Annotated in this window: 21 protein-coding genes; 14 read left to right on the top strand and 7 right to left on the bottom strand. The window is 34.3% G+C overall.

From position 1 onward, the window contains the following. Positions 1-1,290: 1,290 nt before the first annotated feature. Positions 1,291-2,481 (bottom strand): phosphoglycerate kinase, encoded by a 1,191-nt coding sequence (locus BLS98_RS08315; RefSeq protein ID WP_089735413.1) that lies wholly within the window; start codon positions 2,479-2,481, stop codon positions 1,291-1,293. A gap of 648 nt (positions 2,482-3,129) precedes the next feature. Between BLS98_RS08315 and rpiB the strand changes: the two genes are divergently transcribed. From rpiB to tsaB, 7 genes are all read left to right on the top strand, one after another. Beyond that, on the top strand, positions 3,130-3,564 hold the full coding sequence (gene rpiB, locus BLS98_RS08320; RefSeq protein ID WP_089735415.1) for a ribose 5-phosphate isomerase B: 435 nt from the start codon (positions 3,130-3,132) through the stop codon (positions 3,562-3,564). Between the two features lie 535 nt (positions 3,565-4,099). Then, a complete protein-coding gene (rnr, locus tag BLS98_RS08325) occupies positions 4,100-6,253 on the top strand; it encodes a ribonuclease R (RefSeq protein ID WP_089735417.1) in 2,154 nt (717 codons plus the stop codon). Positions 6,254-6,537: 284 nt separating this feature from the next. Then, entirely contained in the window at positions 6,538-7,224 is a 687-nt protein-coding gene (locus tag BLS98_RS08330) for a LysE family translocator (RefSeq protein ID WP_089735419.1), read from the top strand. Then, entirely contained in the window at positions 7,221-8,150 is a 930-nt protein-coding gene (locus BLS98_RS08335; RefSeq protein WP_089735421.1) for a S66 peptidase family protein, read from the top strand. Before BLS98_RS08330 ends, BLS98_RS08335 begins: the two co-directional genes overlap by 4 nt. A gap of 37 nt (positions 8,151-8,187) precedes the next feature. Further along, positions 8,188-8,559 carry a YraN family protein gene (locus BLS98_RS08340; RefSeq protein WP_089735423.1) on the top strand — a complete coding sequence of 124 codons (372 nt, stop codon included), beginning with the start codon at positions 8,188-8,190 and terminating at the stop codon, positions 8,557-8,559. Positions 8,560-8,682: 123 nt separating this feature from the next. Further along, on the top strand, positions 8,683-9,432 hold the full coding sequence (locus tag BLS98_RS08345; RefSeq protein WP_089735425.1) for an SDR family NAD(P)-dependent oxidoreductase: 750 nt from the start codon (positions 8,683-8,685) through the stop codon (positions 9,430-9,432). A gap of 87 nt (positions 9,433-9,519) precedes the next feature. After that, positions 9,520-10,194, top strand: coding sequence for a tRNA (adenosine(37)-N6)-threonylcarbamoyltransferase complex dimerization subunit type 1 TsaB (gene tsaB, locus BLS98_RS08350; protein ID WP_089735428.1), 675 nt, complete (start codon positions 9,520-9,522; stop codon positions 10,192-10,194). A gap of 68 nt (positions 10,195-10,262) precedes the next feature. Here the strand turns inward: tsaB and porW are convergent, their stop codons facing one another. From porW to BLS98_RS08370, 4 genes are all read right to left on the bottom strand, one after another. Next, positions 10,263-12,860 carry a type IX secretion system periplasmic lipoprotein PorW/SprE gene (gene porW / locus BLS98_RS08355; RefSeq protein ID WP_228425121.1) on the bottom strand — a complete coding sequence of 866 codons (2,598 nt, stop codon included), beginning with the start codon at positions 12,858-12,860 and terminating at the stop codon, positions 10,263-10,265. A gap of 147 nt (positions 12,861-13,007) precedes the next feature. Continuing rightward, positions 13,008-13,571 (bottom strand): Maf family protein, encoded by a 564-nt coding sequence (locus BLS98_RS08360; RefSeq protein WP_089735430.1) that lies wholly within the window; start codon positions 13,569-13,571, stop codon positions 13,008-13,010. Between the two features lie 8 nt (positions 13,572-13,579). Next, on the bottom strand, positions 13,580-14,098 hold the full coding sequence (locus BLS98_RS08365; RefSeq protein ID WP_089735432.1) for a KdsC family phosphatase: 519 nt from the start codon (positions 14,096-14,098) through the stop codon (positions 13,580-13,582). After that, the gene (locus BLS98_RS08370; protein WP_089735434.1) at positions 14,088-14,840 is read right to left on the bottom strand and encodes a Rossmann-like and DUF2520 domain-containing protein; all 753 of its coding nucleotides are present in this window, start codon (positions 14,838-14,840) and stop codon (positions 14,088-14,090) included. The genes BLS98_RS08365 and BLS98_RS08370 overlap by 11 nt, the downstream gene beginning before the upstream one ends. Positions 14,841-15,022: 182 nt before the next feature. On the opposite strand from BLS98_RS08370, the gene BLS98_RS08375 reads away from it, so the two are divergent. The 5 genes from BLS98_RS08375 to lepA all read left to right on the top strand — a co-directional run bounded on the left by BLS98_RS08375 (position 15,023) and on the right by lepA (position 19,702). Further along, complete coding sequence (locus BLS98_RS08375) at positions 15,023-15,574, top strand: RNA polymerase sigma factor (RefSeq protein WP_089735436.1); 552 nt, start codon at positions 15,023-15,025, stop codon at positions 15,572-15,574. Between the two features lie 17 nt (positions 15,575-15,591). Then, complete coding sequence (locus tag BLS98_RS08380) at positions 15,592-16,140, top strand: hypothetical protein (protein ID WP_089735438.1); 549 nt, start codon at positions 15,592-15,594, stop codon at positions 16,138-16,140. 9 nt (positions 16,141-16,149) lie between these two features. Next, complete coding sequence (locus tag BLS98_RS08385; protein ID WP_089735440.1) at positions 16,150-16,659, top strand: hypothetical protein; 510 nt, start codon at positions 16,150-16,152, stop codon at positions 16,657-16,659. 101 nt (positions 16,660-16,760) lie between these two features. Further along, entirely contained in the window at positions 16,761-17,777 is a 1,017-nt protein-coding gene (locus BLS98_RS08390) for a glycine zipper domain-containing protein (protein ID WP_089735442.1), read from the top strand. Positions 17,778-17,905: 128 nt separating this feature from the next. Then, entirely contained in the window at positions 17,906-19,702 is a 1,797-nt protein-coding gene (gene lepA, locus BLS98_RS08395) for a translation elongation factor 4 (protein WP_047489911.1), read from the top strand. A 50-nt stretch (positions 19,703-19,752) separates the two neighbouring features. On the opposite strand, the gene BLS98_RS08400 is transcribed toward lepA, so the two are convergent. Both BLS98_RS08400 and BLS98_RS08405 read right to left on the bottom strand, forming a co-directional pair. Beyond that, on the bottom strand, positions 19,753-20,397 hold the full coding sequence (locus BLS98_RS08400) for a DUF1579 domain-containing protein (protein WP_089735444.1): 645 nt from the start codon (positions 20,395-20,397) through the stop codon (positions 19,753-19,755). Between the two features lie 155 nt (positions 20,398-20,552). Then, positions 20,553-21,308, bottom strand: coding sequence for a hypothetical protein (locus BLS98_RS08405; protein ID WP_089735445.1), 756 nt, complete (start codon positions 21,306-21,308; stop codon positions 20,553-20,555). 59 nt (positions 21,309-21,367) lie between these two features. Between BLS98_RS08405 and BLS98_RS08410 the strand changes: the two genes are divergently transcribed. Both BLS98_RS08410 and BLS98_RS08415 read left to right on the top strand, forming a co-directional pair. Continuing rightward, complete coding sequence (locus BLS98_RS08410) at positions 21,368-22,063, top strand: NUDIX hydrolase (protein WP_089735447.1); 696 nt, start codon at positions 21,368-21,370, stop codon at positions 22,061-22,063. A gap of 347 nt (positions 22,064-22,410) precedes the next feature. After that, on the top strand, positions 22,411-22,953 hold the full coding sequence (locus BLS98_RS08415; protein ID WP_089735449.1) for an NADAR family protein: 543 nt from the start codon (positions 22,411-22,413) through the stop codon (positions 22,951-22,953). Positions 22,954-22,977: the final 24 nt, after the last annotated feature.

The following is a 22,977-nucleotide window of genomic DNA, read 5'->3' on the forward strand; positions in this document are numbered from 1 at the left end:
TCCCCTACTCCATCGCGGAAAATGAAAATGCCTTATATGAAGAAAACTATTCAAAGCTAAATTCTTTCAAATTTTCTAAAATGTAAAAGAATTAAATAATTTGAATGAAATCGGAAAATTTTTAACTTTTAATAAATACCAAAAAAAATTATAATTAAAATCCATAGAAAATTAGGCCATGAGAGAAATTTTCATTGTTATATGCAATTGTGTCACGTGAAATTGAAAATATAAAAGTTTTCAAAAAAATAAAAGTAGAAAAAAATATATTCATATGGCTCTCTTAAATATTTATTTAAAATATAGTTTAATAACTGATGTACAGTTATTTAAAATATAAAACTAAGCATATACGATGTTTACAAAAAATCGTTAAAAAAATGATAAAAATAGGATAAAAAAAAGGGTAATAAATCTGAAAAAAAATAAAGCTTAATCACTGAAATACAAACAAATACAGCAACAATGTTAAAACATAAAATTCATCACTAAAACAATATCAAGTAAACAAAAAACTTTAGATCGATAACATTAATATTATCAATTAAAAATCAGATTACTAACTATTCGTTTCAATTATACATATAAACAATTAAAAACAGCCAAAGAAAAATGATCTCAACTCAAGGATCTAACGAACACATAAAAAAGGTAAAGCGCTATCAAAGCTAAAAATGTATAGGTACTCTCCTCTTTCCCCATGAAAAAAAATGTATCCATATCATAATCTCTCTAGGATTCTAATACTACAATTAATTCTTAGAGAATGATAAAAAAAATTGAAAATTATCAAGATCAACTTTATAGAAAAGTCTATCGGACCTTCACCGAATAATATCCAAATTTAACTCATAAAGTATATTTCAAAGTTTACTTTTTCCTGTAATTAATCCGGATATTCTATTTTTAATTTCAATAAAAATATTTCCTCAGCATTGCAGAAATAAAGATTAAAAAAGCAATTTTTATCAATTGAAGTTTACCCTAAACAGCATTCAAAATATTATAAAATTCAAACCAAATGCTCCCTAATCCGAAAACAAAAAAGCATCATTAAATGATAGTAATTACTCCTTTTTTGTCAAGATTTATAGTCTAAAATTTCCTTTATTAAAAGGCCTAGAAATATAACTTTCAGTAAATCAAAACACCATAATTCAATATAACTTCAAGTTATATCACAAAACATTAAATTACTTGATCAATTCAGGATTTCTCAATGAAAATATAGGCACAAAAAAGCCTGCTAATAATATTAGCAGGCTTTGAAATATTGAATTTTTTTCTCTATTAATTATTGATGGCAGCTACTCCAGGAAGCTCAAGTCCTTCAAGACTTTCAAGCATTGCTCCCCCGCCTGTAGAAACATAACTTACTTTATCAGCATATCCAAATTGCTTAACGAATGCAACACTGTCACCACCTCCTACTAAAGAGAAAGCACCTAATCTTGTTGCTTCAGCAATACTGTCTCCAAGAGCAATAGTACCTCCGGCAAAGTTTGACATTTCAAAAACACCAATTGGCCCATTCCAAAGAATTGTTCTTGAATTCAATAATACATCATTGAATTGATCTCTAGATTTAAGACCGGCATCCAATCCCATCCATCCTTCAGGAATTGCATAGATATCAACTTCTTTTCTTTCAACATCGTTATTAAAACTTTCAGCAATAATCGCATCAGATGGAAGATATACTTTAACTTTATGTTCTTTTGCCTTACCTAAAATTTCCAATGCCAGCGGAAGTTTATCTTCTTCAACCAATGAGTTTCCAATTTTTCCACCTAGTGCCTTAATAAATGTGAAAGCCATTCCACCTCCAATAATTAAATTGTCTACTGCAGGAAGAATATTTTCTATGATGGTAATCTTAGTTGAAACCTTAGAACCACCCAAGATTGCAGTAACTGGTTTCTCTCCACTTTTCAAAACTTTATCGATAGCTTGAAGTTCTTTAGCCATTAATAAACCGAAAAATTTAGTTGATTGAAAGAATTTAGCAATTACAGCAGTAGAAGCATGTGCTCTGTGTGCAGTTCCAAAAGCATCATTTACATAAGCATCACCTAATTTAGAAAGTTGTTCAGCGAAAGCTTCGTCTCCCTTTTCTTCTTCATTATGAAAACGAACATTCTCCAGTAATAAAATTTCACCTGGTTTCAAATCTGCAGCAGCCTGTTCAGCTTTCTCTCCTATGCATTCATCAACGAATTTCACTTCCTGTTCAAGAACGTTTGAAACTTCACCAATAATATGTTTTAGAGAAAACTCATCCTTCACCTCTCCTTTTGGTCTTCCAAGGTGTGTCATTAAAATAACAGAACCGCCATCCTTAAGGATTTTTTCAACGGTAGGTTTCACCGCAACAATTCTGGTATTGTCAGTCACATTCAACTGGTCATCCTGTGGAACATTGAAGTCAACTCTTACAAGAGCTTTCTTATCTTTAAAATTGAAGTCGTTAATTGTTTTCATTTTTATATTTAGATTTATTTTTTCCAAGAGTTCATGCAGTCTCCTTTACGGGGCAGGTTACATTTCAGCAAATTGCGGCAAGGCTCAACTCCATAAATTTCTTTGATTTTTCGTTTCACAAATGTAAGGTTTTAAACTTTTTCAACAGATTGATCGAAATAAAAGTTTTCAAAAACTTTCCCCGAACCCAATCACCCATTAATCAACAATTCTTCTCTTTATAAAAAGAAAAATAATGTAGTTGTTGTTATGTATTGTTAGTAACGGGGATAAGTTTTTGACATAAAGTTCATAATACTCAACTGGTATGTAATTCATAAATAACTCACAATGTAAATCTCTGTAAACATGCATATTCACACACTTATTCACAATTGTTGATAACTTTGCCAACAAAGCATTATTAGTTATTTCATTATGGAAAAACCTGGGGATAGCTTGAGAAAAGATCTGGAAAGTTCTGGGAGAAACTTTCAGAAAGATTTCCTATTACGAAATAATTTCATCTTTGAAAATAGAAAGTTGAAAAAAGTTTTCCACAGTTATTAACATACCTTTTCACAATTAACTCACGGTTTACTAACACGAATTGTTATTATTCTTACCTTTGTAAGGAAATAAAATCTAAAAAAGCTTAATAAGAGTATTATGAAAAGAAAAATTGCTATCGCAGGAGACCATGCAGGCTATGAATATAAGGAGATTGTTAAGAACTATCTTTCAGAAAAGTTTGAAGTTCAGGATTTTGGAACGTTTTCCACAAACAGTGTGGATTATCCGGACTTTGTCCACCCTGCTGCAACCTCTGTGGAAAACGGAGAAAACGAGCTGGGAATTTTGATCTGTGGAAGCGGAAATGGGGTTCAGATCACTGCGAACAAACATCAGAAGATTAGATGTGCGCTTTGCTGGATGCCGGAGATTGCAACACTGGCAAGACAGCATAATGATGCGAACATGATTTCTATGCCGGCAAGGTTTATATCAAAAGAATTGGCGATTGAAATTGTAGACAAATTTCTTTCTACAGAGTTTGAAGGTGGAAGACACCAAAACAGAGTTGATAAGATTGCTGTTTGCTAAATATACTGAGGCCTGTAATTTGATTGCAGGCCTTATTTATTTTTTATTTGTACATTTGCAGTGTTCAATAGAAATTAAATTCTATACTTCTCCTGAACCTTTGTAATATTTTTAAAGATATTTTATAGAAGGTTTTTCTCTTTTCTTCTCAAAATTTGTATTAAATTTATACAAAACTAAAGCTTCCGTTGTAAAGTAGATTTTAGAAAAAACAAGATTAAATTAAACATTAAGGTTTGATGAAAATAAAAGAATCTGTGGTTTATTTTTTATGATCAATTGTTTTAACCCGTAAAAAGCAAAAGATCATAATGGCTGAAAATATACCAAAAGAGCTTTGTAAAAAATATACATAATAATAAAGAAGATATTCAAAGTCCTGATATAGATTTTATAGCTTTGCCTTATAAAATGATTAAAAGTAAAACAGGAGTTTGGATAAACAATAAAGACAGTTATTCTGAATGTGAAAATTCCGGAATTAAGGAAATTTCAATTCATGATATAACAACTTAAGAAATTTAAAAAAATTAAAATGCCAAAAAAAAGAAAATATATAAGTCATAAAAATGATTTGAAACTGATGGAAATCGGAAGACTGATCCTTCGTTTCATGAATGCAAACGCATCAAAAATATATAATTATAAGCAGATTGCTGACGGAATAGATTATAAAAATCCAAGACAAAGAGAACTTGTTATTCAGGCACTGCATAAACTTCAGGGATCTGAAAAGATTAAAGAAGTAGAAAGAGGAAAGTATATCGTGAACCTGAAAATTGCAGGAACGTTAACCGGTACTATCGATTTTAACCAGAGCGGAAATGCTTACGTAAGTGTAGAAGGATTAGAAGATGATGTCTTTGTTCACGCTAAAAATGTAAAGGATGCTCTACAGGGAGATAAGGTTCTTATTATAACTTATCATTATAAAGGAAAGAAACTGGAAGGATCCGTTTTGGAGGTTTTAGAGCGAAACAGAACAGAGTTTGTAGGTACTTTTCAGAAGGTAGCTCACAAGGATTTTGGGTTTGTGGTTTGTGATAAAAGATCAATCAATACAGACATCTTTATTCCTAAGACAAAATTCAATGATGCGGAGGATGGAGATAAGGTCATTGTAAAGATGACAGAATGGAAACCTGGCGATAAAAATCCTGAAGGAGAAATTATACAAGTACTAGGTGCTCCTGGAGAACATGAAACCGAGATCCACGCTATTCTTGCAGAATATGGTCTACCTTATGAATTTCCACAGGAAGTAGAAGTGGATGCAGATAAAATAGACAGAAGCATTACCGATGATGAAGTAGCAAAACGTTGGGATATGCGTAATATATGTACGTTTACCATTGACCCTAAGGATGCGAAAGACTTTGATGATGCTCTATCCATGAGAAAACTGGAAAACGGAAACTGGGAAATAGGAGTTCACATTGCCGATGTATCCCATTATGTAGTTCCGGGAACAATCCTTGATGATGAAGCATATAAGAGAGCAACTTCAGTGTATCTTGTAGACAGAGTGGTTCCGATGTTGCCGGAAGTATTGAGTAATGATGTATGTTCTCTTCGTCCCCATGAAGATAAATACACTTTCTCTGCGGTGTTTGAACTGAACGATCAGGCAGAAATTCAAAAGCAGTGGTTTGGAAGAACAGTAATTCATTCAGACAGAAGATTTACCTATGAAGAAGCTCAGGAACGTATTGAGACAGGCCAAGGAGATTTGGCTGAGGAAATTAATGTTCTTGACAGATTGGCTAAGATCATGCGTAATGAGCGTATCAGAAATGGAGCCATTACTTTTGATAGAAGTGAAGTAAGATTCAACTTGGATGAAAATAATGAGCCGATTGGAGTGTACTTTAAAATCAGTAAAGATTCCAATCACCTGATCGAAGAATTTATGCTTTTGGCAAATAAAAAGGTATCAGAGTTTGTATCCCTAAATAAAAAAGGAGATGTTACTCAAAATACATTTATTTACAGGGTTCACGCTGACCCGGATCCTGCAAAGCTGGAATCATTAAGAGACTTTGTGTCTACTTTCGGATATAAGATGGACCTTGCCAATACCAAAAAGGTTGCAGAATCTTTGAATAAACTTCTTCACGATGTAAAGGGAAAAGGAGAAGAAAATATGATCGAAACTCTTGCTATGAGAAGTATGAGCAAGGCGGTATATTCTACAGAGCCAATTGGTCACTATGGACTTGGATTTGATTATTATAGCCACTTCACCTCTCCTATCCGTCGTTATCCGGATTTGCTTGCTCACCGTCTTCTTCAGCATTATCTGGATGGAGGAAAATCTCCAAACAGACCAGAGCTGGAAGAAAAAGCAAAACACTGCAGTTCTATGGAAAGATTGGCAGCTGATGCAGAAAGAGATTCTATTAAGTTCATGCAGGTGAAATTCATGGAAAAACATCTTGGTGAAACGTTCACCGGAGTTATTTCTGGAGTGGCAGAATTTGGATTCTGGGTAGAAATTCCTGAAAACGGAGCTGAAGGTCTTATCAAATTAAGAGATCTGGTAGATGACTCTTATATGTATGATGCCAAAACACATGCTGTATATGGAGTAAGACATGGAAATAAATACCAGTTGGGAGATCAGGTTCAGATTAAAGTTGTAAAAGCGAATCTGATTCAAAAACAATTGGACTTTAAGATTGTTGAATAATATCAGTAATTCAAAATAAAATAATAAAAAGAGGTTATTCCGAAGCAGGAATAGCCTCTTTATTTTTTTGAAAGGTTGAAAAAATGATGCTTTAAACTTCGGTAGTTTTTTCATATTACCATAATCTCCCTTCTCCCCGCTTTTCCGCTTCTTTTCTAAAAACTTAGTCACAAATTGTAGTTAAAATAAAAGTTGATATATCACATCTTTATTGAATAATTAAATCATAAAGTATAACTTTGTATAAAACGAAATGAATTTTTGTTCATTTTAAAATTTATTAAATGCTTGAACTTGTACTATCTGCCATTATTTTAGGATTCATGTTGAGTCTGGTTTTTATAGGACCTATATTCTTCCTGTTAATAGAGACCAGTTTTTCAAGAGGCCCCAAACATGCTTTGTCATTGGATCTTGGGGTAATCACTGCAGATTTACTGTGTATTGTAGCAGCCTATTATGCCAGTGCAGATATTGTTACACTTATAGACAAACATCCCGGATTCTACAGGATTACTTCTATTCTGATTTTTGTTTACGGGATTGTGATGTTGGTTACAAAAACTAAAATGCATATGCCCGGCGAAGACAAGATCATTAGCCAAAATTATATTAAAACCTTTTTTAATGGTTTTTTCTTTAACCTTTTAAATGTTGGAGTCATTCTCTTCTGGCTGGTAACGGTAATTTCCGTAAGGAATCAATATCCGGACACCAGCAGTTTTATTTTATACATAAGCATTGTAATAGGAACTTATCTTGGCATTGATCTTGCGAAGATATTTTTGGCGAAACAATTTCACGATAAACTTACCCAAAAACTGGCCAATAGGATCAGAAGAGTTGTAGGAGTGATTCTTATCGTATTCAGTTTCTTTATCTTCCTTCAGAGTTTTAAAACATTCAATCAGTTTGACAGACAACTGGAAGAAGCCGAGAAGAAAGAAGTAAAATATCAACAAACAAAATGAAAAAAATTATCTTTCCAAAAGCTCTTAAAAAAGGAGCGAAAGTAGCTGTTATTTCCCCTGCAGGAGCGGTAGATGCTTCTCAACTAGAAAAGGGAATAAAATTGATTAAAAGTAAAGGATTTGAACCTGTTTTAGGGGAGCATCTTTACACCAAATTTTCAAACGGATACAATTACGCCGGAACAGAAAAGGAAAGAATAAAAGATATCAATTGGGCTTTAAATGATAAGGAGATTGGCGCAATCTGGGCTTCCAGAGGTGGCTACGGATGTCAGCAACTGGTTCAGCATCTGAAGTTAAAAAACTTTACAGAAAACCCGAAATGGTATATTGGATACTCTGATAATACCGTTATACAAAGCTATCTGCTGAAAAAAGGTTTTGCTTCCATCCATGGACAGACCATCAAAACATCCAGTTTTGGAGTAACTAATGAGAGCTATGATCTCATCTTCGATATTTTAAAAGGAAAAACGCCTAAATACAGCCTAAAATCTCACCCATTCAATAAAAAAGGGAATATTAAAGGTGAATTGGTTGGAGGGAATTTAGCCCTAATCTATGCCCTTCTGGGAACCAAATATTCTTTTGACTTTAAAGATAAAGTTTTATTTATTGAGGATATCGGAGAAAACTTCTATGCGCTGGACCGTATGATTATGAGTCTTGAGCTGGCAGGCGTATTCAATAAGATCAAAGGACTTATCATAGGCGGAATGACCAATATGGGTGATGAGAAAGAGAATAAAGATTATGAGGCTAGCTTTGACGAATTTGCCTATAAAATGATCTCTGAGAGAATTTCAAAATATAAATTCCCTACAGTATTCGGATTCCCGAATGGTCATATTAAAGACAACAGACCTATACTAATCGGAGGAACAGCTAAGCTAAAAATTGATGCTAAAGTAAAGATTGAGTTTTAAGGTACTACTCTACTTTTATTCCTTAAAAACATAAGAAATGGCTGATCATAATGACTTTGGAAAGAAAGCTGAAGAAATGGCTGCTGATTTTCTTCAGAAAAGCGGATATAAAATTCTGGCCAGAAACTTCAGATTTCAGAAAGCAGAGATTGATATCATTGCTGAAAAAGATGAACTCATCATTATTGTTGAAGTAAAGGCAAGATCCACTGATGCATTTATGCTGCCTCAGGAGGCCGTAACTAAAACGAAGATCAGATCCATTGTTCTGGCAGCAAACCATTATTTGGAAGATTCTGATAAACAGAATGAGGTTAGGTTTGACATTATTTCTGTTCTGCCGGATGAACATAGAAATTTAATAATTGATCATATTGCTGATGCTTTTCAGGCATTCGATGCAAATTGATTGATCCTAAAAGTATAATAAATAATGTATCAGTTGAGTAACATATCAGTGTAACAGATAATATCCAGACATTGGTAAATTGTTAGACTGATACATTGCTACATTCAATAAATAATCAGTTTTATGAAAACAATATTAATCACCGGGGCTACTTCCGGTATCGGTAAATCCACAGCAGAACTGCTGGCAAAACAAGGGAACAGAATCATCATTTGTGGAAGAAGAAAGGAAGTACTGAAATCTTTAAAGGACGAGTTATCTCAGATTACCGAAGTGTTTAGTTTAATGTTTGATGTAAGGAATCTTGAAGAAGTGGAAACCGCGATCAATTCGCTTCCCAAAGAATGGAAAGATATTGATGTTCTGATTAATAATGCTGGGAACGCTCATGGGCTAGATCCCCTTTCATCCGGTAAGACAGATGACTGGGATTCTATGATTGATGGGAATGTGAAGGGGCTTCTCTATGTTTCCAAAATGATTACCCCTGGTATGAAAACTAAAAATTTAGGTCATATTGTAAACATAAGCTCTGTGGCAGCAAGACAAACCTATGCCAATGGAGTAGTGTACTGCGCGACCAAAAAAGCAGTAGATGTTATCTCTGAAGGAATGAGACTGGAGCTTACTGAATTCGGGATTAAAGTAACCAATATCCAACCGGGAGCTGTGGAAACAGATTTTTCATTAGTAAGATTCAAAGGAGACAGTGAAAAAGCAGCAACGGTATATGCAGGCTATGAAGCCCTAAAAGCAGAAGATATTGCCGATGCTATTGCGTACTGTGTAAATGCTCCAAAACACGTTACTATTGCCGATATGTGCATCTATCCAAGTGCTCAGGCTGAACCAAGAACAATCTATAAAAAATAGTCTCAAAATAAAGGACTAAATTTGTAGAAAATTTTAAAAGCGATTTTGCCTTTCTGCAAGATTGCCATTTTAGCTTAAAACAAGAAAATGAAAATTCTATATCTTGAAACATCATCTAAAAACTGCTCAGTAGCTGTATCAGATAACGAAAAGCTGCTATGCGTATGTGAAGAGGTTTCTGAAAACTATAAACAATCTGAAAGTCTTCATACCTATGTAGAATGGGCTCTGGAAGGGGCAGGAATTTCACTGAAAGACATTGAAGCCGTTTCATTAGGTAAAGGGCCGGGTTCTTATACCGGATTAAGAATTGGGGCTGCTTCTGCAAAAGGATTCTGTTATGGACTGAAGGTTCCGTTTATTGCTATTAATTCTCTTGAAAGCATGATAGAGCCTTTTTTAGGGCAAAACTATGAATTTATAGTGCCATTGGTCGATGCAAGGAGAATGGAGGTTTATACGGCCGTTTATGATGGTTCTACAGGAGAAGAACTCTCTGCAACCGAAGCAAAGATTTTAGATGAAACTTCTTTTGAAGAATTCAGAGATAAGAAAATAGTCTTTGTAGGAGATGGAGCTAAGAAGGCCAAGGATATTTTAAATCTGCCTGATGCAGAATTTAGGGAAGATATTTATCCATCTGCACAATACCTGATTAAAAAGACCCTGAAGAAAATAGAAGACGAAGAATTTGAAGATATGGCTTATTTTGAGCCGTTTTACCTTAAAGATTTCCATGGGGTAAAGAAAAAGGGTTCATAGAACTCTAAGCAATCTGAAAAATAAAAATCACATAAAAAAAGCGAAGAATACATCTTCGCTTTTTTGTTTTATTGTTTTTGTGGTCCATCAGGGACGTTCTTGTTTCTAAATTTAGGCTTATCAACCTTTTGTTGAGGAGTATTATTCATCATATTAGTTGTTGTGGGCACAGGCTGAACCTGCTTAAGATCCGACTCATTAACCTTTAAATTTCCTTGGCTGTTAAGCTGGCCATTTGCCATATCCGGAATATTTTTGTTTTTGGTGGCGGGTGGGGTAGGAGAGCCCGGCTGTTGAGCAACTGAATTTCCTTTATTATCAGTAGCCTGGAAGCTGAGGTCACTTTTCAGATAATTCAGCATTTCTTTAGCTCTTATTCCTTCCGGTGTTTTGGAGTAGTTTAAGGCAATCTGTTCAAGCTGAAGAATCATTACTTCCTTACCACTAGCTTTTCCTGTATTAAAGGCATTCAAGAGGTATAATTTTGGAACTAATGCATCTTTTGGGTACTTCTGGATCGTTTGGTCAATAACCTCTTTACTTTCCACAAATTTCTCTGACTCGTATAAAGCATAGGCTTTTTTATATTCATTTTCTACATCCGCCGTTGATTTTACGAAAGAATTATTTTTAGGATTCCTTGCAAATTCAGCGTATGAAGTATAAGGGTAATCGGCTAATAGAATTTGTTTTGCTCTCTCAGCAGCTTGAGGAGTTCGCTCATAATTCATGGCAAAAATCTCATACAATGCCTGAAGCATTACCTTTTCTTCCGGTTTTACATCTACAAGGTCATACAAAGTTTTGGTCGCCAAAGGAGTATTGGTAAAATAATTCTGATACATAATACCAAGGCCCAAAGATGAAGTATCTCTATCTTTTTTCAGCTGTGACAGTTTTTCCTGATTCGTTGGAATTTGCTCAATATAATAAGCAGGCTCAAAACGTCTTGGATTAGGGGCATTTGTCACTCCAAGAGCTTCACTTTTCATATCCTCAATAGAAGCCATTTTCTTAGAAAAACGCCAGTTATCAGAAAGTGCTCTTTCTCCCCATACCTGCTTAAATGAAGAAGTTCCTTTACTTATAGTTCCGGTATTGTTGAAATAAAAACCTTTTGTAGTTACTCCGAAATCCTCAAATGAGCTCGAATTATTATTGGCAAAAATAGAATTTGAATTATAATCTCCGGTATCAAATCCCTTGTTTCGTTCTGCACGTTTTCTTTCCTGTTCTTCTTTCTCTTCTTTGATCTTTAATTTGGCAATGTGTTTTGAGAAAAAGTCAGTTCTTTGAGCATTATCCATCTTGGCTAAAGAAAGAATACTGTCATTCTTTTTAATCAGATAATAGTTCTTAGAAATCTTTTTAATGTATGCAGACTGATCCTTTAATAAGATTTTTGAAGGCTCATAAGTCATTACGGCTAGGGCAGAATCATAATAAGTTCCGGCGCCGATATAATCATTCTTTTCAAGATAACTTTTCCCTATTTCATAATAAGCTAACCCACGGATTTGAGGGTCAGAAACCTTTTCAAATAAGGATTTTCTGAAAAACTGCTGTGCTTCATCCTGTTTTCCGGCCTTATTGGCCATAAGTCCTAAAGCATAGTAAAATTCATTTTTTCTGGAACCATAAGTTCCTTTTTTACTGATTCCTTCCAGATAGTTCTTTGCTCCGTTGTAGTCTCCTTTACCATTAAAAGTTTTGGCAATAGCTATCTGAGATTTTACTTCAAATTCAAAATCATTGGAATATTTGTAGGCTGAGGTATAGCTTTCTCTTGCCTTGTCATTTTGCCCTAGATTTTCAAGAACCTGACCTCTTAAATAAGCAATTCTGCTTTTCAGTTTTCTGTTAGAATTCAATTCAAAAGCCAGGTCGAGTTCTTTGGCAGCATCTTCTTTTTTTCCAGCATCCAAAAGTGATTCAGCATAATAAATACTCAACAGTTTAGAGTAAGTTTTACTGATACCATCACTCTTTAGCTTAGCAAAAGTTTCATGAGCTCTGTGGTAGTCTTTGATTTTATCATAAGCTACACCCTGATAAATTCTTGCCAATGGAATCCTTTTATCATCCTTCATATGCGCAAAAACATGATTAAGGGCATCCAGGGCTTCCAATGGTTTGTTTCTATAGATTCTGGACTGAGCAAGAATGATGTAAGCATCAAAAATCTGCTTATTTTTTTCTTCCCCGTTTCTGGTAACAGAATATTTATTGATGGCCTTTAATGCCTTAGCTTCAGCAATTTCCAGAGTGGTTGCTCCTTTAGCTGGAGCGCCTCCGTCAGGATTGGAAGAATCATTTACCGGACCGCCAGGCATATTCGGAATTCCGGAGTTCCTTCCGGAGGGTCTGTTGGCAACTTCTGCCATTTTCATAGAGTTTTCTGCAAAAGCAGTTGATTGTCCCAAGTCACTTCCCAAAGGCTGTTCTTCGAACGTAAGAATAGGAATATAAGGCGCATAAAAATTGTCCTTATGGCCCTTATCTCTGGCTGTAAACTCACTGTTCAATGCATCTTTGGCATTAAACAGCGTGTTGTAATATGTGGAAAATCCTTTCAATAATTTTGAACGCTGCTCCGGCTTCTTTGTTTTGGTAGCACAGGAAGCAATGAGGCAAATCACTAAAAGGAACAATATATTCTTTTTCATTATTCAATATAACTTGCTAATCTGCTTTTTATTATCAGCAGTTTGATGATTTTGTAAAAATAATAAAATTTTATAATGAATAATATTTATATTTCTTCCGGAAATATTTTATTTCATCTTTATGGAGGTCAGAAACCGTTATGATTTTTAAATAACGGAGATCTCTTTTAAAATTTTGTAAACAAGGTGGGTAGGGAGCCCCATAATAGTATAAAAACTACCTGTCATGCTTTTTATTTTTGCCATTCCCATCCATTCCTGAATCCCATAACTTCCAGCTTTATCAAAAGGCTTATACTTTTGAATATAATACTGAATCTCCTCATCAGTGAGCTCATCCAGAATCACATCAGCAACATCAGTTTCAGTGTATATTTTATCTGCAGTTTTGATGGTAATTCCTGTGTACACCTGATGAGTTCTTCCCGAAAGGCTTCTAAGCATATTATGGGCATCAGCTTCATCTTTTGGTTTACCCAAAATTTGTCCATCTATGGCCACTACAGTATCTGCTGTCAGTAAAACTTCATCATCTGTCAGAGCTCTGAAAGCATTTGCTTTTAATTCAGACAAATAAGCTGCTGCGTTTTCTATCTCAATCGAGTCAGGAATAATTTCCTCACAGTCGATTTTTACCACTTCAAATTCGAAACCAAGGCTGGAAAGAAGCTCTTTTCTTCTTGGGGATTGGGATGCTAAAAGTAATTTCATAAATATCGTTATACAGATTGAGTGTTATCATCATGCCAGTTTCCCTGAACCTTCATTACCTGTTCAATAACGTCTCGTACAGCACCGCTTCCTCCTTTTTTCGTGGAAATATAATCAGACACTCCTTTTACTTCAGGAACTGCATTTTCAGGACATGCCGCAATAGCAGAACTTTCCATGATATGAATATCCGGAAGATCATCTCCCATAGTCAGAATTTCCTCATTCTTAAGATTATATTTCTTTTTGAAATTTTCAAAATCCTCAATTTTATTGTGAGATTTCGGGTAATAATCCTGAATACCAAGGTAATTGATTCTGTGTTTTACCATTTCATCATTTCCTCCTGTAATAACCCCTATTAAATAATTGTTTTTTAAGGCTTTAACTACAGCGTAGCCATCCAGTACATTCATTACCCTGCACATATTTCCTCCAGGCATCAGATAGACGCTCCCGTCTGTGAAAACTCCGTCTACATCAAATACAAAGGCCTTAATATCCTTTAATTTCTCTTTATAACTCATACATTTTTTGAATAGAATGATTCATTGTCTTATAAATGCTAATACTTTCTTCGTCTTGTAATAGCTGCTCATGTAACTCTAAAACCCTAAGGTCATTTCTTACTGCTGGTCCTGTTTGAGCCTGTTTAGGTTCTATTTCATGAATTTTCTGAACCGTTTCATCAATCAGGGGTAAAAAATAATCAAATGGTATTTCCTGTGCATCTGAAATCTCTTTAGCTCTTGAAAAAAGGTGATTCACAAAATTGCAGGCAAAAACTGCCGTTAGGTGAATATACTTTCTTTTTTCATGAGTGCTTTCCATTACATTTTTTGAAATACTGGAAGCCAGCTTAAAGAGTGTTTTTGTATCCTCCTCATTTTCGGTTTCAATGAAGAATGGAATCTTGTCATATTCCAGTTCTTTAGATCTTGAAAAGGTTTGTAATGGATAAAAACTGGCCTTTCGATATTCTCCGCTTAAATTTTCCTTTGGAAGTGAACCAGAAGTATGGGCAACCAGACAGTTCTTTTTGGTAATCATCTTGGAAACTTCTCCTACAGAATTATCACTTACACAGATGATATACAGATCTGCATCTTCCAGATATTCTGTAGAATAAGGAATATTCAGCTCTTCGGAAATTTTACTCAATTCTTTTTCGTTCCGCCCAAAAATCTGAGCAAGGGAAATGCCATTCAATCTGAAAGCTTTTGCCATGTGATAAGCCACATTTCCGGAACCGATAATTACAATTTGCATCTAACAAATATAAGATTTTAAGACGAGTCGGGAAAGGAAGAGCAGTACAGAAACCCGAAACTTAAATACAGGCACGTTTATTGCGTAACTGTCTCATATTATTTTTAATATTTAAATTGAAAATTGAATATTTAATTTAACTTTCAGTTATTTTTGTAATCCAAAACAATGAAAGGCATCTTATGAAGATTAAGGACGCGGAAATTATTTCGTTGATGCAGGATCCACGGACACAGGATAAAGGTGTTCGTGCCTTGATGGATGCCTATCAAAGCAGATTGTACTGGCACATTAGAAGAATTATTGTGGACGGAGATCTTGCCCAGGATACTTTGCAGGAAACTTTTATTAAAGCTTATCAGAATTTTCATCAGTTTAAAAACGATAGCCAGTTGTATACATGGCTGTACAGGATTGCAACCAATGAAGCGTTACAGCAGGTTAATAAGCTGAAGAAAATGCAGAAGACAGATGAAGATCCGGAGTATCACATGCAGAATCTTGTGGCTGATAACGTGGAAGGAGATGCTGAAGAAATACAAACTTTACTGCAGAACGCCATACAAAGCCTGCCGGAAAAGCAGAAACTGGTATTTATGATGCGGTATTATGATGATTTGCCCTATGAAGAAATATCTAAAATTGTAGATATGTCAGTAGGAACTTTGAAAACAAATTATCATTATGCCAAACAGAAAATAGAAGAATATATTAAGGAAAATTACGAAAGATAATTTTTGAGAAAACAAAGATGAAAGAGTTCGACATAGAAAAACTAGAACGTAAAAACATTTACACAGTCCCTGAAAATTTGTTTGAAAATATTCAGGAGAGGGTTATGAATGATATAAAGCCGGAGCAAAAAGCACCTGCGCCGGTCTTTAAGTTAAATTGGATGTATGCAGCAGCTGCATCATTGGCTTTGATCTTTGGAATAACTTTTATTTTTAATTTCAATAATGATTCAGCGGATAAAAATCTGAATTCAAAAGAAACCTATGCTAATCATAAAGGAGAGTCAACAACAGAAGGAGAGCTTGCTTATGAAACATTGAAAAGAGATTTAACTTCTGTTGAAAATATTAATCAAACAGTTGTAAATCAAAAAAATAACACTTCTTTTGCCGTGAAAAGCGAAGAAGGAAATAACAAAGAAACTGTTTCACAAAAAATAGTGAAACCTGTAACTAAAAAAGAAGAAACACGGATGAATGAATATCTGGATTCGTTCTCCAATTCTGAAATTGCAGAACTGGCGAGCAACTCTACTCAGGATGTTTATTTGGATTTATATAATTAATAAAGAAAGATGAAAAAGATAATATTGACGTTTTTTATTATTTATGGTTTTGGCCTAAATGCTCAAAATACAGATTATGACTGGAAAAAGATGGATCCTAAGCAAAGAAAGGAAGTCATCAATAATCTTTCTCCTGAAGAAAGAAAGGAACTCCTTAAAAAATTCAGGAATAATATGATCATGGATAATCTGAATGTAGATCCGGGAGATAAAGCTGAGTTTACACAGCTTTATAACGAGTATCTGGACAGTCAGAAACAGATAAAAAGTCAGTTTGATCCAGGCTTTAACCCTGAAACTTTGTCAGACGATGAGGCCAAAGCTAAATTACAGCAAAGCTTTGAAATAGGGCAGAAGCTTTTGGATAACAGAAAAAGATATGCAGAGAAAATGCAGCAGGTAATTCCCTGCCAGAAAGTACTGAAGCTGTTTCAATCTGAGGGGATGATGAGAGATAAAATGAACGAAAGAAAACCTCATGTACACAACAATACTTCGGGACCTAAACAAAACCCATAATAGTTTATTTTTTTAATGTTAGACGGCTCTTACAAACCTTTTTTGTGAGAGCCGTTTAATTTTTTACCTTTAAATCTATACTTTTGCCGGAAAAATTATAAATGAAAAAAGTATTTTTCTTCTTAATGATGGCGGTTTCATTATCAGCACAGAAAACAGAAGTAGTAGAATTGAAGCAGAGTATTAAAGATCGAAAAGGAAAGACAAAATCAATAACTGTTATTGACAACAGATTAGATAAAGAAATCGGAAATATACCTTATCGTAAAGAATCCTTTACGCTTAAATTCGCCAATGATGATTTGAAAAACTATATCGAAAACTGGTTCTTAAGCGATAACAAAACAAAGGGTGATAATGATATTGTTTTAATGCTGGAAGACTTAAAGGCTTATAATCTGGATCCGGAAGAAAAAACTTCCAAGACAAAAATCAAATTTAAATTTTCAAGTTTTATCAAAAGAAACAATAAATATTACTTTCTAAACCGTATTCAAAACGTTATTACCTCCGAGTCTAATTTTCCTAAATTTATAGCAAGCCAGATATCCCATGTTGTAGCCGGAATGATCAAGGAGTCTTATCTGAGCGTGCCTCTAGGAGCAGCAATGTCTGAAGAAGATTTAACGAATTACGAGAAATATATTACTGAGAACTCTCCAGTTTTTGGTAGAATGGAATTAAATGATGGGGTTTATAAAGATTTCAGATCATTTTATGAGCAGAAACCTGAACCGAATTATGTTACAGATAAAAATAAAAAAGGAAGGGTAACCAATATAAAAGATACTAAGGCAACTTTGAATGAGGAGATCATAGGTAACGAACAAGTATTTGGATATATAGAAAATGGTAAAGCTTACAGATCTACCCCGGCAGGATATTTAGAAATGATAAAAGATGATAAAGGCTTTTATGTTATTGCCACTAAAGCAGAACTTTTTCCAACCAATAACGGAACTGGAGCTATGGTTGGAGCTATAGCAGGAGGATTTATTGGAGCGATGATTGGAGCAGCCATTGATTCTGAATCTAATAGAAGAGGTAAAAATGTTGATACTTCAGGAATGCCGAATGTATATTTGGATTCATTAACCGGAAACTATATTTTTGATTAATTTAAAGAGAAAATACTGGGTTGTCTTTATAGTTCTTATCACTTATTTTAAATAAATTGATACAATAAGATGATGAAAGACAATAATCTCTCTCTTTTTTTTATCTTTGCAAATTACAAGATTCTTAAATGAAAAACATACGAAATTTTTGCATAATCGCTCATATCGACCACGGTAAAAGTACCTTGGCAGACCGTCTTTTGGAGTATACTAATACGGTTACTCAAAGAGAACTACAGTCTCAGACGCTAGATGATATGGATTTGGAAAAGGAACGTGGGATTACGATTAAGTCTCACGCGATCCAGATGGATTATGAATATAAAGGAGAAAAATATATTCTAAACCTGATTGATACACCTGGACACGTAGACTTCTCTTATGAAGTTTCCCGTTCTATTGCTGCTTGTGAAGGAGCTCTTCTTATTGTAGATGCAGCACAGAGTATTCAGGCACAGACTATCAGTAATCTTTATTTAGCATTAGAAAATGATTTGGAGATTATTCCAATTCTTAATAAAATAGATCTTCCATCTGCAAACCCAGAAGAAGTTACCGACGAAATTATGGGACTTTTAGGGTGCAAATATGAAGATGTTCTTAGAGTTTCAGGGAAAACGGGAGAAGGAGTTCATGACTTGCTTGAGCAGATTGTGAATAGAATTCCTGCTCCGGTTGGAGATCCTAAAGCTCCGTTACAAGCATTGATCTTTGACTCGGTTTACAACCCGTTCAGAGGAATTGAGGCTTATTTCAAAGTGGTGAACGGAAGTATTTCTAAAAACGAAAAAATTAAATTTTTTGCTACAGGAAAAGAATATGGTGCTGATGAGGTAGGAACTTTGAAACTAAAACAAGTTCCGAAAAAGACTATTGAATGTGGTGATGTAGGATATATTATTTCCGGGATTAAAGATGCAAGAGAAGTTAAAGTAGGGGATACCATTACCTCTTTTGTAAACCCTGCAGAAGCTGCCATCGATGGTTTTGAGGAAGTAAAACCAATGGTTTTTGCCGGAATTTATCCTATTGAATCTGAAGATTTTGAGGAACTAAGATTCTCATTGGAAAAATTAAGATTAAATGATGCCTCTTTGGTTTTTGAACCTGAAAGTTCTGCAGCACTTGGTTTTGGTTTCCGTTGCGGATTCTTAGGAATGCTTCACATGGAAATTGTACAGGAACGTCTTGACAGAGAATTTGATATGAACGTTATTACTACGGTACCCAATGTTTCATACCATGGATATTCTAAAAGAGAACCCGAAACGGCAATTTTAATCAATAACCCGTCTGAAATGATTGATCCTAATCTTTTGGATAGAGTTGAAGAGCCTTATATAAAAGCTTCCATTATTACTAAATCCGATTTCGTAGGGGCTGTTATGACGCTTTGTATTGAAAAAAGAGGAGAAATTGTTAACCAAAGTTATTTAACGGCAGATAGGGTAGAATTAACCTTCAATATGCCTTTGGCTGAAGTTGTTTTCGACTTTTATGACCGTTTGAAATCTATTTCCAAAGGATATGCTTCATTTGATTATTCACCAATAGGAATGCGTTCTTCCAAACTGGTTAAAATGGATATCCTGATCAATGGAGATATGGTGGATGCCCTTTCTTCACTGATTCACGAGAGTAATGCCTATTATATTGGTAAAAAGATGTGTGAAAAACTTCGTGAACTGATTCCTAGACAGCAGTTTGATATTGCAGTTCAGGCAGCATTGGGAGCGAAAGTTATTGCCAGAGAAACCATTAAAGCATTAAGAAAAGACGTTACTGCAAAATGTTACGGTGGAGATATTTCCAGAAAGCGTAAGCTATTGGAAAAGCAGAAGGAAGGTAAGAAGAAAATGAAGCAGATCGGAAGAGTAGAAGTTCCACAGTCTGCATTCATGGCTGTATTAAAGCTTAATGATTAATTCATTCATTATAAAACAAAAACCGCTTCCATTAAGAAGCGGTTTTTTATTTATTTTTTACGCGTGAATTTTATTTCCATTGTTTTCATTTCCTTTCCTGTTTTAGGATTGGGCCCATACATTTCCAAAGTATGGTTATTATCATCCGTAAACGTATAAACTTCTCTTACCTCACATTCTTTTCCCGGTCGGCTTGGATCTGTCATTTTACCCTTAAAATCAATAGATTTCTTAGCAGGATTCCAATCTCCTTCCGCGTGCATTAACCCGGTTCCCATATTGTCTATCCACGTGCTTACAAACTTTTTTTTGGCGTTGTCATAGCCCATAATACTCATTCCTTCAAATGGCATTCCCATAAAATTTCCTTTGTAATTGCTTACCTGATAACGGCCTTCAAAGATCATTTTATTAGTGCATTCAGAAGTACTGGTTACTGCTTTTCCACTGTCATCCATCCACATGCTGGTAGCACCAGTCCAATTTCCATCAAATTTGGCCAGCATTTTATGCATGTCACCTGGGGTTGCAAAATCCATCCATGCTTTCGTTGCTGTAGCTGAATCTACAGGTTTCCACTCAGAGCTAGCAGTACTAGATTCTTTCTTATCTGAGTTTTCAGAGGCCGCAGTTTTTCCTTTTTCACATGATGTAAGTAAAAAACCAATAGTGATGATTGCTAGTAAATTTTTCATAAATATTTAATTTTAAGTTGGTTATGATAATAACTTAAAGGTATGAACTTTTATTATACTTAAAATTTTTTTTAATTTTCCTGATAAATTGTGTATTCGTAATGCAAGTCAAAACTAAATAAAACCAGAAGCGAATTCTTTACAGCAATTAGTTTTTATTTTACTTCGTCATACCTTCTCTGTTTTTTGAGTATATTTTTATCATAATTCATCATAAATGATTCAGAAGAATTATGGAAAAGAGTGATTTTAAATTTTCCCCAGTCTTTTCCCGTGAGATAATTGACTGAAAAGATCATAATTTCATTAGGTTCAAACTCCCAGTAATTCACTCCCCAGCCAGTTCCACAAATAAAGGCATTATCATTCCAAATCATCTGCCATTTTTGTTGATCATTGAATATAGCAAATGGAAGATTTTTAAGATCAGGAAGTATTAATCTCCGATTTGAAATATTTTTGATAAATACAGGAAAGGCTTTATATTTTTTAAGGGTTCCAGTTTCTGAATTGTATGTATATTTAGGAATAGTATCATTGGGTTTGATGACAATTTTGACATTATTTTCAGATAAAGAATCAAAACTAATTGATGTTTTAGAAAATTTCATTCGATCAAAATAGCCACGAAAATATTTAGTATAACTTTTAGGGTTGCTTTTAACTTCAGTACGGGGTGGAGGTGGAGGAGCGGGTATCATTGTGTTGTAATACTTTACTTCAACAGTGGAAGTATCTTTGCCAATGTATATTAATCCAGTTTCTTCTTCTCCTATTCCTTCGTTAAATTTTTGGAAGGTTAACTTCTCTTTTTTTTCATGACGCAAAATGATAGAGTCTGCAAAAGACGCTTCCTTTTGACAGGAGAATAATCCAAGGATAAGAAGAAAGTAAAGTAGCTTTTTTATCATTTAGTAAAAATACTAAATATTTATTCCTAATTTTGTGTATTCATAACGCAAATTAATTTATGGGCTCACCAAAAAAATTACAGGATATCAAAGTGGCTGTAGATGCAGTCATTTTTGGATATTTCGATAAAAAAGACCTTCAAATCCTTTTAATCAAAAGAAATATTGAACCCTTTAAGGGCGGTTGGGCACTTCCTGGTGGTCTTGTTCTCGATGATGAAAACCTCGATGATGCCGTAAAAAGGGAACTTCATGAAGAGGCGGGCATAAAGCCCGATTTTTTAGAACAACTCTATACTTTTGGTAACGTTGGACGGGATCCGAGAAACAGAGTAGTTTCTGTGGCTTATTTGGGGCTTGTGAATCCTTCTTATCATGAACTCTTTGCAGACTCCGATGCAGATGATGCACAGTGGTTTGATATCAATAAACTTCCATCTGTAGCTTTTGATCACCAAAATATCATTGATATTGCGTTAAAAAGGCTTCGTACGAAAATTCAATATCAACCCATCGGATTTAATCTTCTCAATGAAGAATTTCCTTTCTCAGACCTTGAAAACCTTTACAAGACTATTGTAGGACAGGAAATAGACCGCAGAAACTTCCGTAAAAAGATTATGAGCTACGGGTTGCTTAATGAAACTAATAACGTTAAAAAAGAAGGAAGCGGAAGACCAGGAAAGCTTTTTACTTTCAATCAGGAAAAGTATAAAGAGTTGGAAGAACAGGGATTTTATTTCGAAATCAAATAGATTTTTAACCAAAATGACACAAAATTTTAAACGAATAATCACCAATTTTCAAGTAATACATTATTGAAAATTATGATTAAATATTTTATCTAAGAAAAATATTCAGAGGAGATATTCAATAGAAACGGGCTAAAGCCCGTTTTTTTTATGATTAAAAATTCCATGGCTTTAGCCAAAACCTAATAGATTAGTGTCATTTGTGCAAAATATTTGTGGGACTAGTGTTTTATGAAAATTAAATTTATAAACTGATTATCAGTTTATTATATTTATTAGCGTAAAAATAACACAAATAAATTTGGTGAATAAAATGATATTGTACTACATTTGCGTAGAAATAACACAATATGAAATACACCATACAAAATATTAAAGATAGGTTTCAGAAAAAACAAAGGATAAAGTTTTTATTTTTCTGGGGACATACGGTTAAAGATGAAATCACCAAATCATGTTTTAGCCAATGGTTTACGGGAAAGTTTGAAGAGGACGGGATTGTCTACAAAACAGCAGAACATTATATGATGGCTGGTAAAGCAAGATTATTCAATGATGCTGAAATCTTAGAAAAAATAGTACAGGCACCTACTCCTAATCAAGTTAAAGCTTTAGGAAGAAAAGTCAAAAATTTTGACCCAAAAGTCTGGAATGAACATAAATATGAGATTGTAAAACAGGGAAATCTTTTAAAGTTCTCACAGAACAATAAGTATAAAGACTTTCTTTTATCAACAGGGGATAAAATCCTGGTAGAAGCCAGTCCTTATGATACCATCTGGGGGATAGGAATGCTGGAAACAGATTCAAGAGCAGAAAATCCTTTATTATGGAACGGAGAAAACCTTTTAGGATTTGCCTTGATGGAAGTACGGGATGAATTAAGAGGGTAAAAACACAAGAACCAGTCACAAAAT

It is taken from the genome of Chryseobacterium jejuense (assembly GCF_900100075.1).
In the GTDB taxonomy this organism is placed as follows: Bacteria; Bacteroidota; Bacteroidia; order Flavobacteriales; family Weeksellaceae; genus Chryseobacterium; species Chryseobacterium jejuense.

What these genes read in the sequence shown, in the direction of transcription:
- BLS98_RS08315 (WP_089735413.1), bottom strand. Translation starts at nt 2,481, where the DNA reads ATGAAAACAATTAACGACTTCAATTTTAAAGATAAGAAAGCTCTTGTA.
- rpiB (WP_089735415.1), top strand. Translation starts at nt 3,130, where the DNA reads ATGAAAAGAAAAATTGCTATCGCAGGAGACCATGCAGGCTATGAATAT.
- rnr (WP_089735417.1), top strand. Translation starts at nt 4,100, where the DNA reads ATGCCAAAAAAAAGAAAATATATAAGTCATAAAAATGATTTGAAACTG.
- BLS98_RS08330 (WP_089735419.1), top strand. Translation starts at nt 6,538, where the DNA reads ATGCTTGAACTTGTACTATCTGCCATTATTTTAGGATTCATGTTGAGT.
- BLS98_RS08335 (WP_089735421.1), top strand. Translation starts at nt 7,221, where the DNA reads ATGAAAAAAATTATCTTTCCAAAAGCTCTTAAAAAAGGAGCGAAAGTA.
- BLS98_RS08340 (WP_089735423.1), top strand. Translation starts at nt 8,188, where the DNA reads ATGGCTGATCATAATGACTTTGGAAAGAAAGCTGAAGAAATGGCTGCT.
- BLS98_RS08345 (WP_089735425.1), top strand. Translation starts at nt 8,683, where the DNA reads ATGAAAACAATATTAATCACCGGGGCTACTTCCGGTATCGGTAAATCC.
- tsaB (WP_089735428.1), top strand. Translation starts at nt 9,520, where the DNA reads ATGAAAATTCTATATCTTGAAACATCATCTAAAAACTGCTCAGTAGCT.
- porW (WP_228425121.1), bottom strand. Translation starts at nt 12,860, where the DNA reads ATGAAAAAGAATATATTGTTCCTTTTAGTGATTTGCCTCATTGCTTCC.
- BLS98_RS08360 (WP_089735430.1), bottom strand. Translation starts at nt 13,571, where the DNA reads ATGAAATTACTTTTAGCATCCCAATCCCCAAGAAGAAAAGAGCTTCTT.
- BLS98_RS08365 (WP_089735432.1), bottom strand. Translation starts at nt 14,098, where the DNA reads ATGAGTTATAAAGAGAAATTAAAGGATATTAAGGCCTTTGTATTTGAT.
- BLS98_RS08370 (WP_089735434.1), bottom strand. Translation starts at nt 14,840, where the DNA reads ATGCAAATTGTAATTATCGGTTCCGGAAATGTGGCTTATCACATGGCA.
- BLS98_RS08375 (WP_089735436.1), top strand. Translation starts at nt 15,023, where the DNA reads ATGAAGATTAAGGACGCGGAAATTATTTCGTTGATGCAGGATCCACGG.
- BLS98_RS08380 (WP_089735438.1), top strand. Translation starts at nt 15,592, where the DNA reads ATGAAAGAGTTCGACATAGAAAAACTAGAACGTAAAAACATTTACACA.
- BLS98_RS08385 (WP_089735440.1), top strand. Translation starts at nt 16,150, where the DNA reads ATGAAAAAGATAATATTGACGTTTTTTATTATTTATGGTTTTGGCCTA.
- BLS98_RS08390 (WP_089735442.1), top strand. Translation starts at nt 16,761, where the DNA reads ATGAAAAAAGTATTTTTCTTCTTAATGATGGCGGTTTCATTATCAGCA.
- lepA (WP_047489911.1), top strand. Translation starts at nt 17,906, where the DNA reads ATGAAAAACATACGAAATTTTTGCATAATCGCTCATATCGACCACGGT.
- BLS98_RS08400 (WP_089735444.1), bottom strand. Translation starts at nt 20,397, where the DNA reads ATGAAAAATTTACTAGCAATCATCACTATTGGTTTTTTACTTACATCA.
- BLS98_RS08405 (WP_089735445.1), bottom strand. Translation starts at nt 21,308, where the DNA reads ATGATAAAAAAGCTACTTTACTTTCTTCTTATCCTTGGATTATTCTCC.
- BLS98_RS08410 (WP_089735447.1), top strand. Translation starts at nt 21,368, where the DNA reads ATGGGCTCACCAAAAAAATTACAGGATATCAAAGTGGCTGTAGATGCA.
- BLS98_RS08415 (WP_089735449.1), top strand. Translation starts at nt 22,411, where the DNA reads ATGAAATACACCATACAAAATATTAAAGATAGGTTTCAGAAAAAACAA.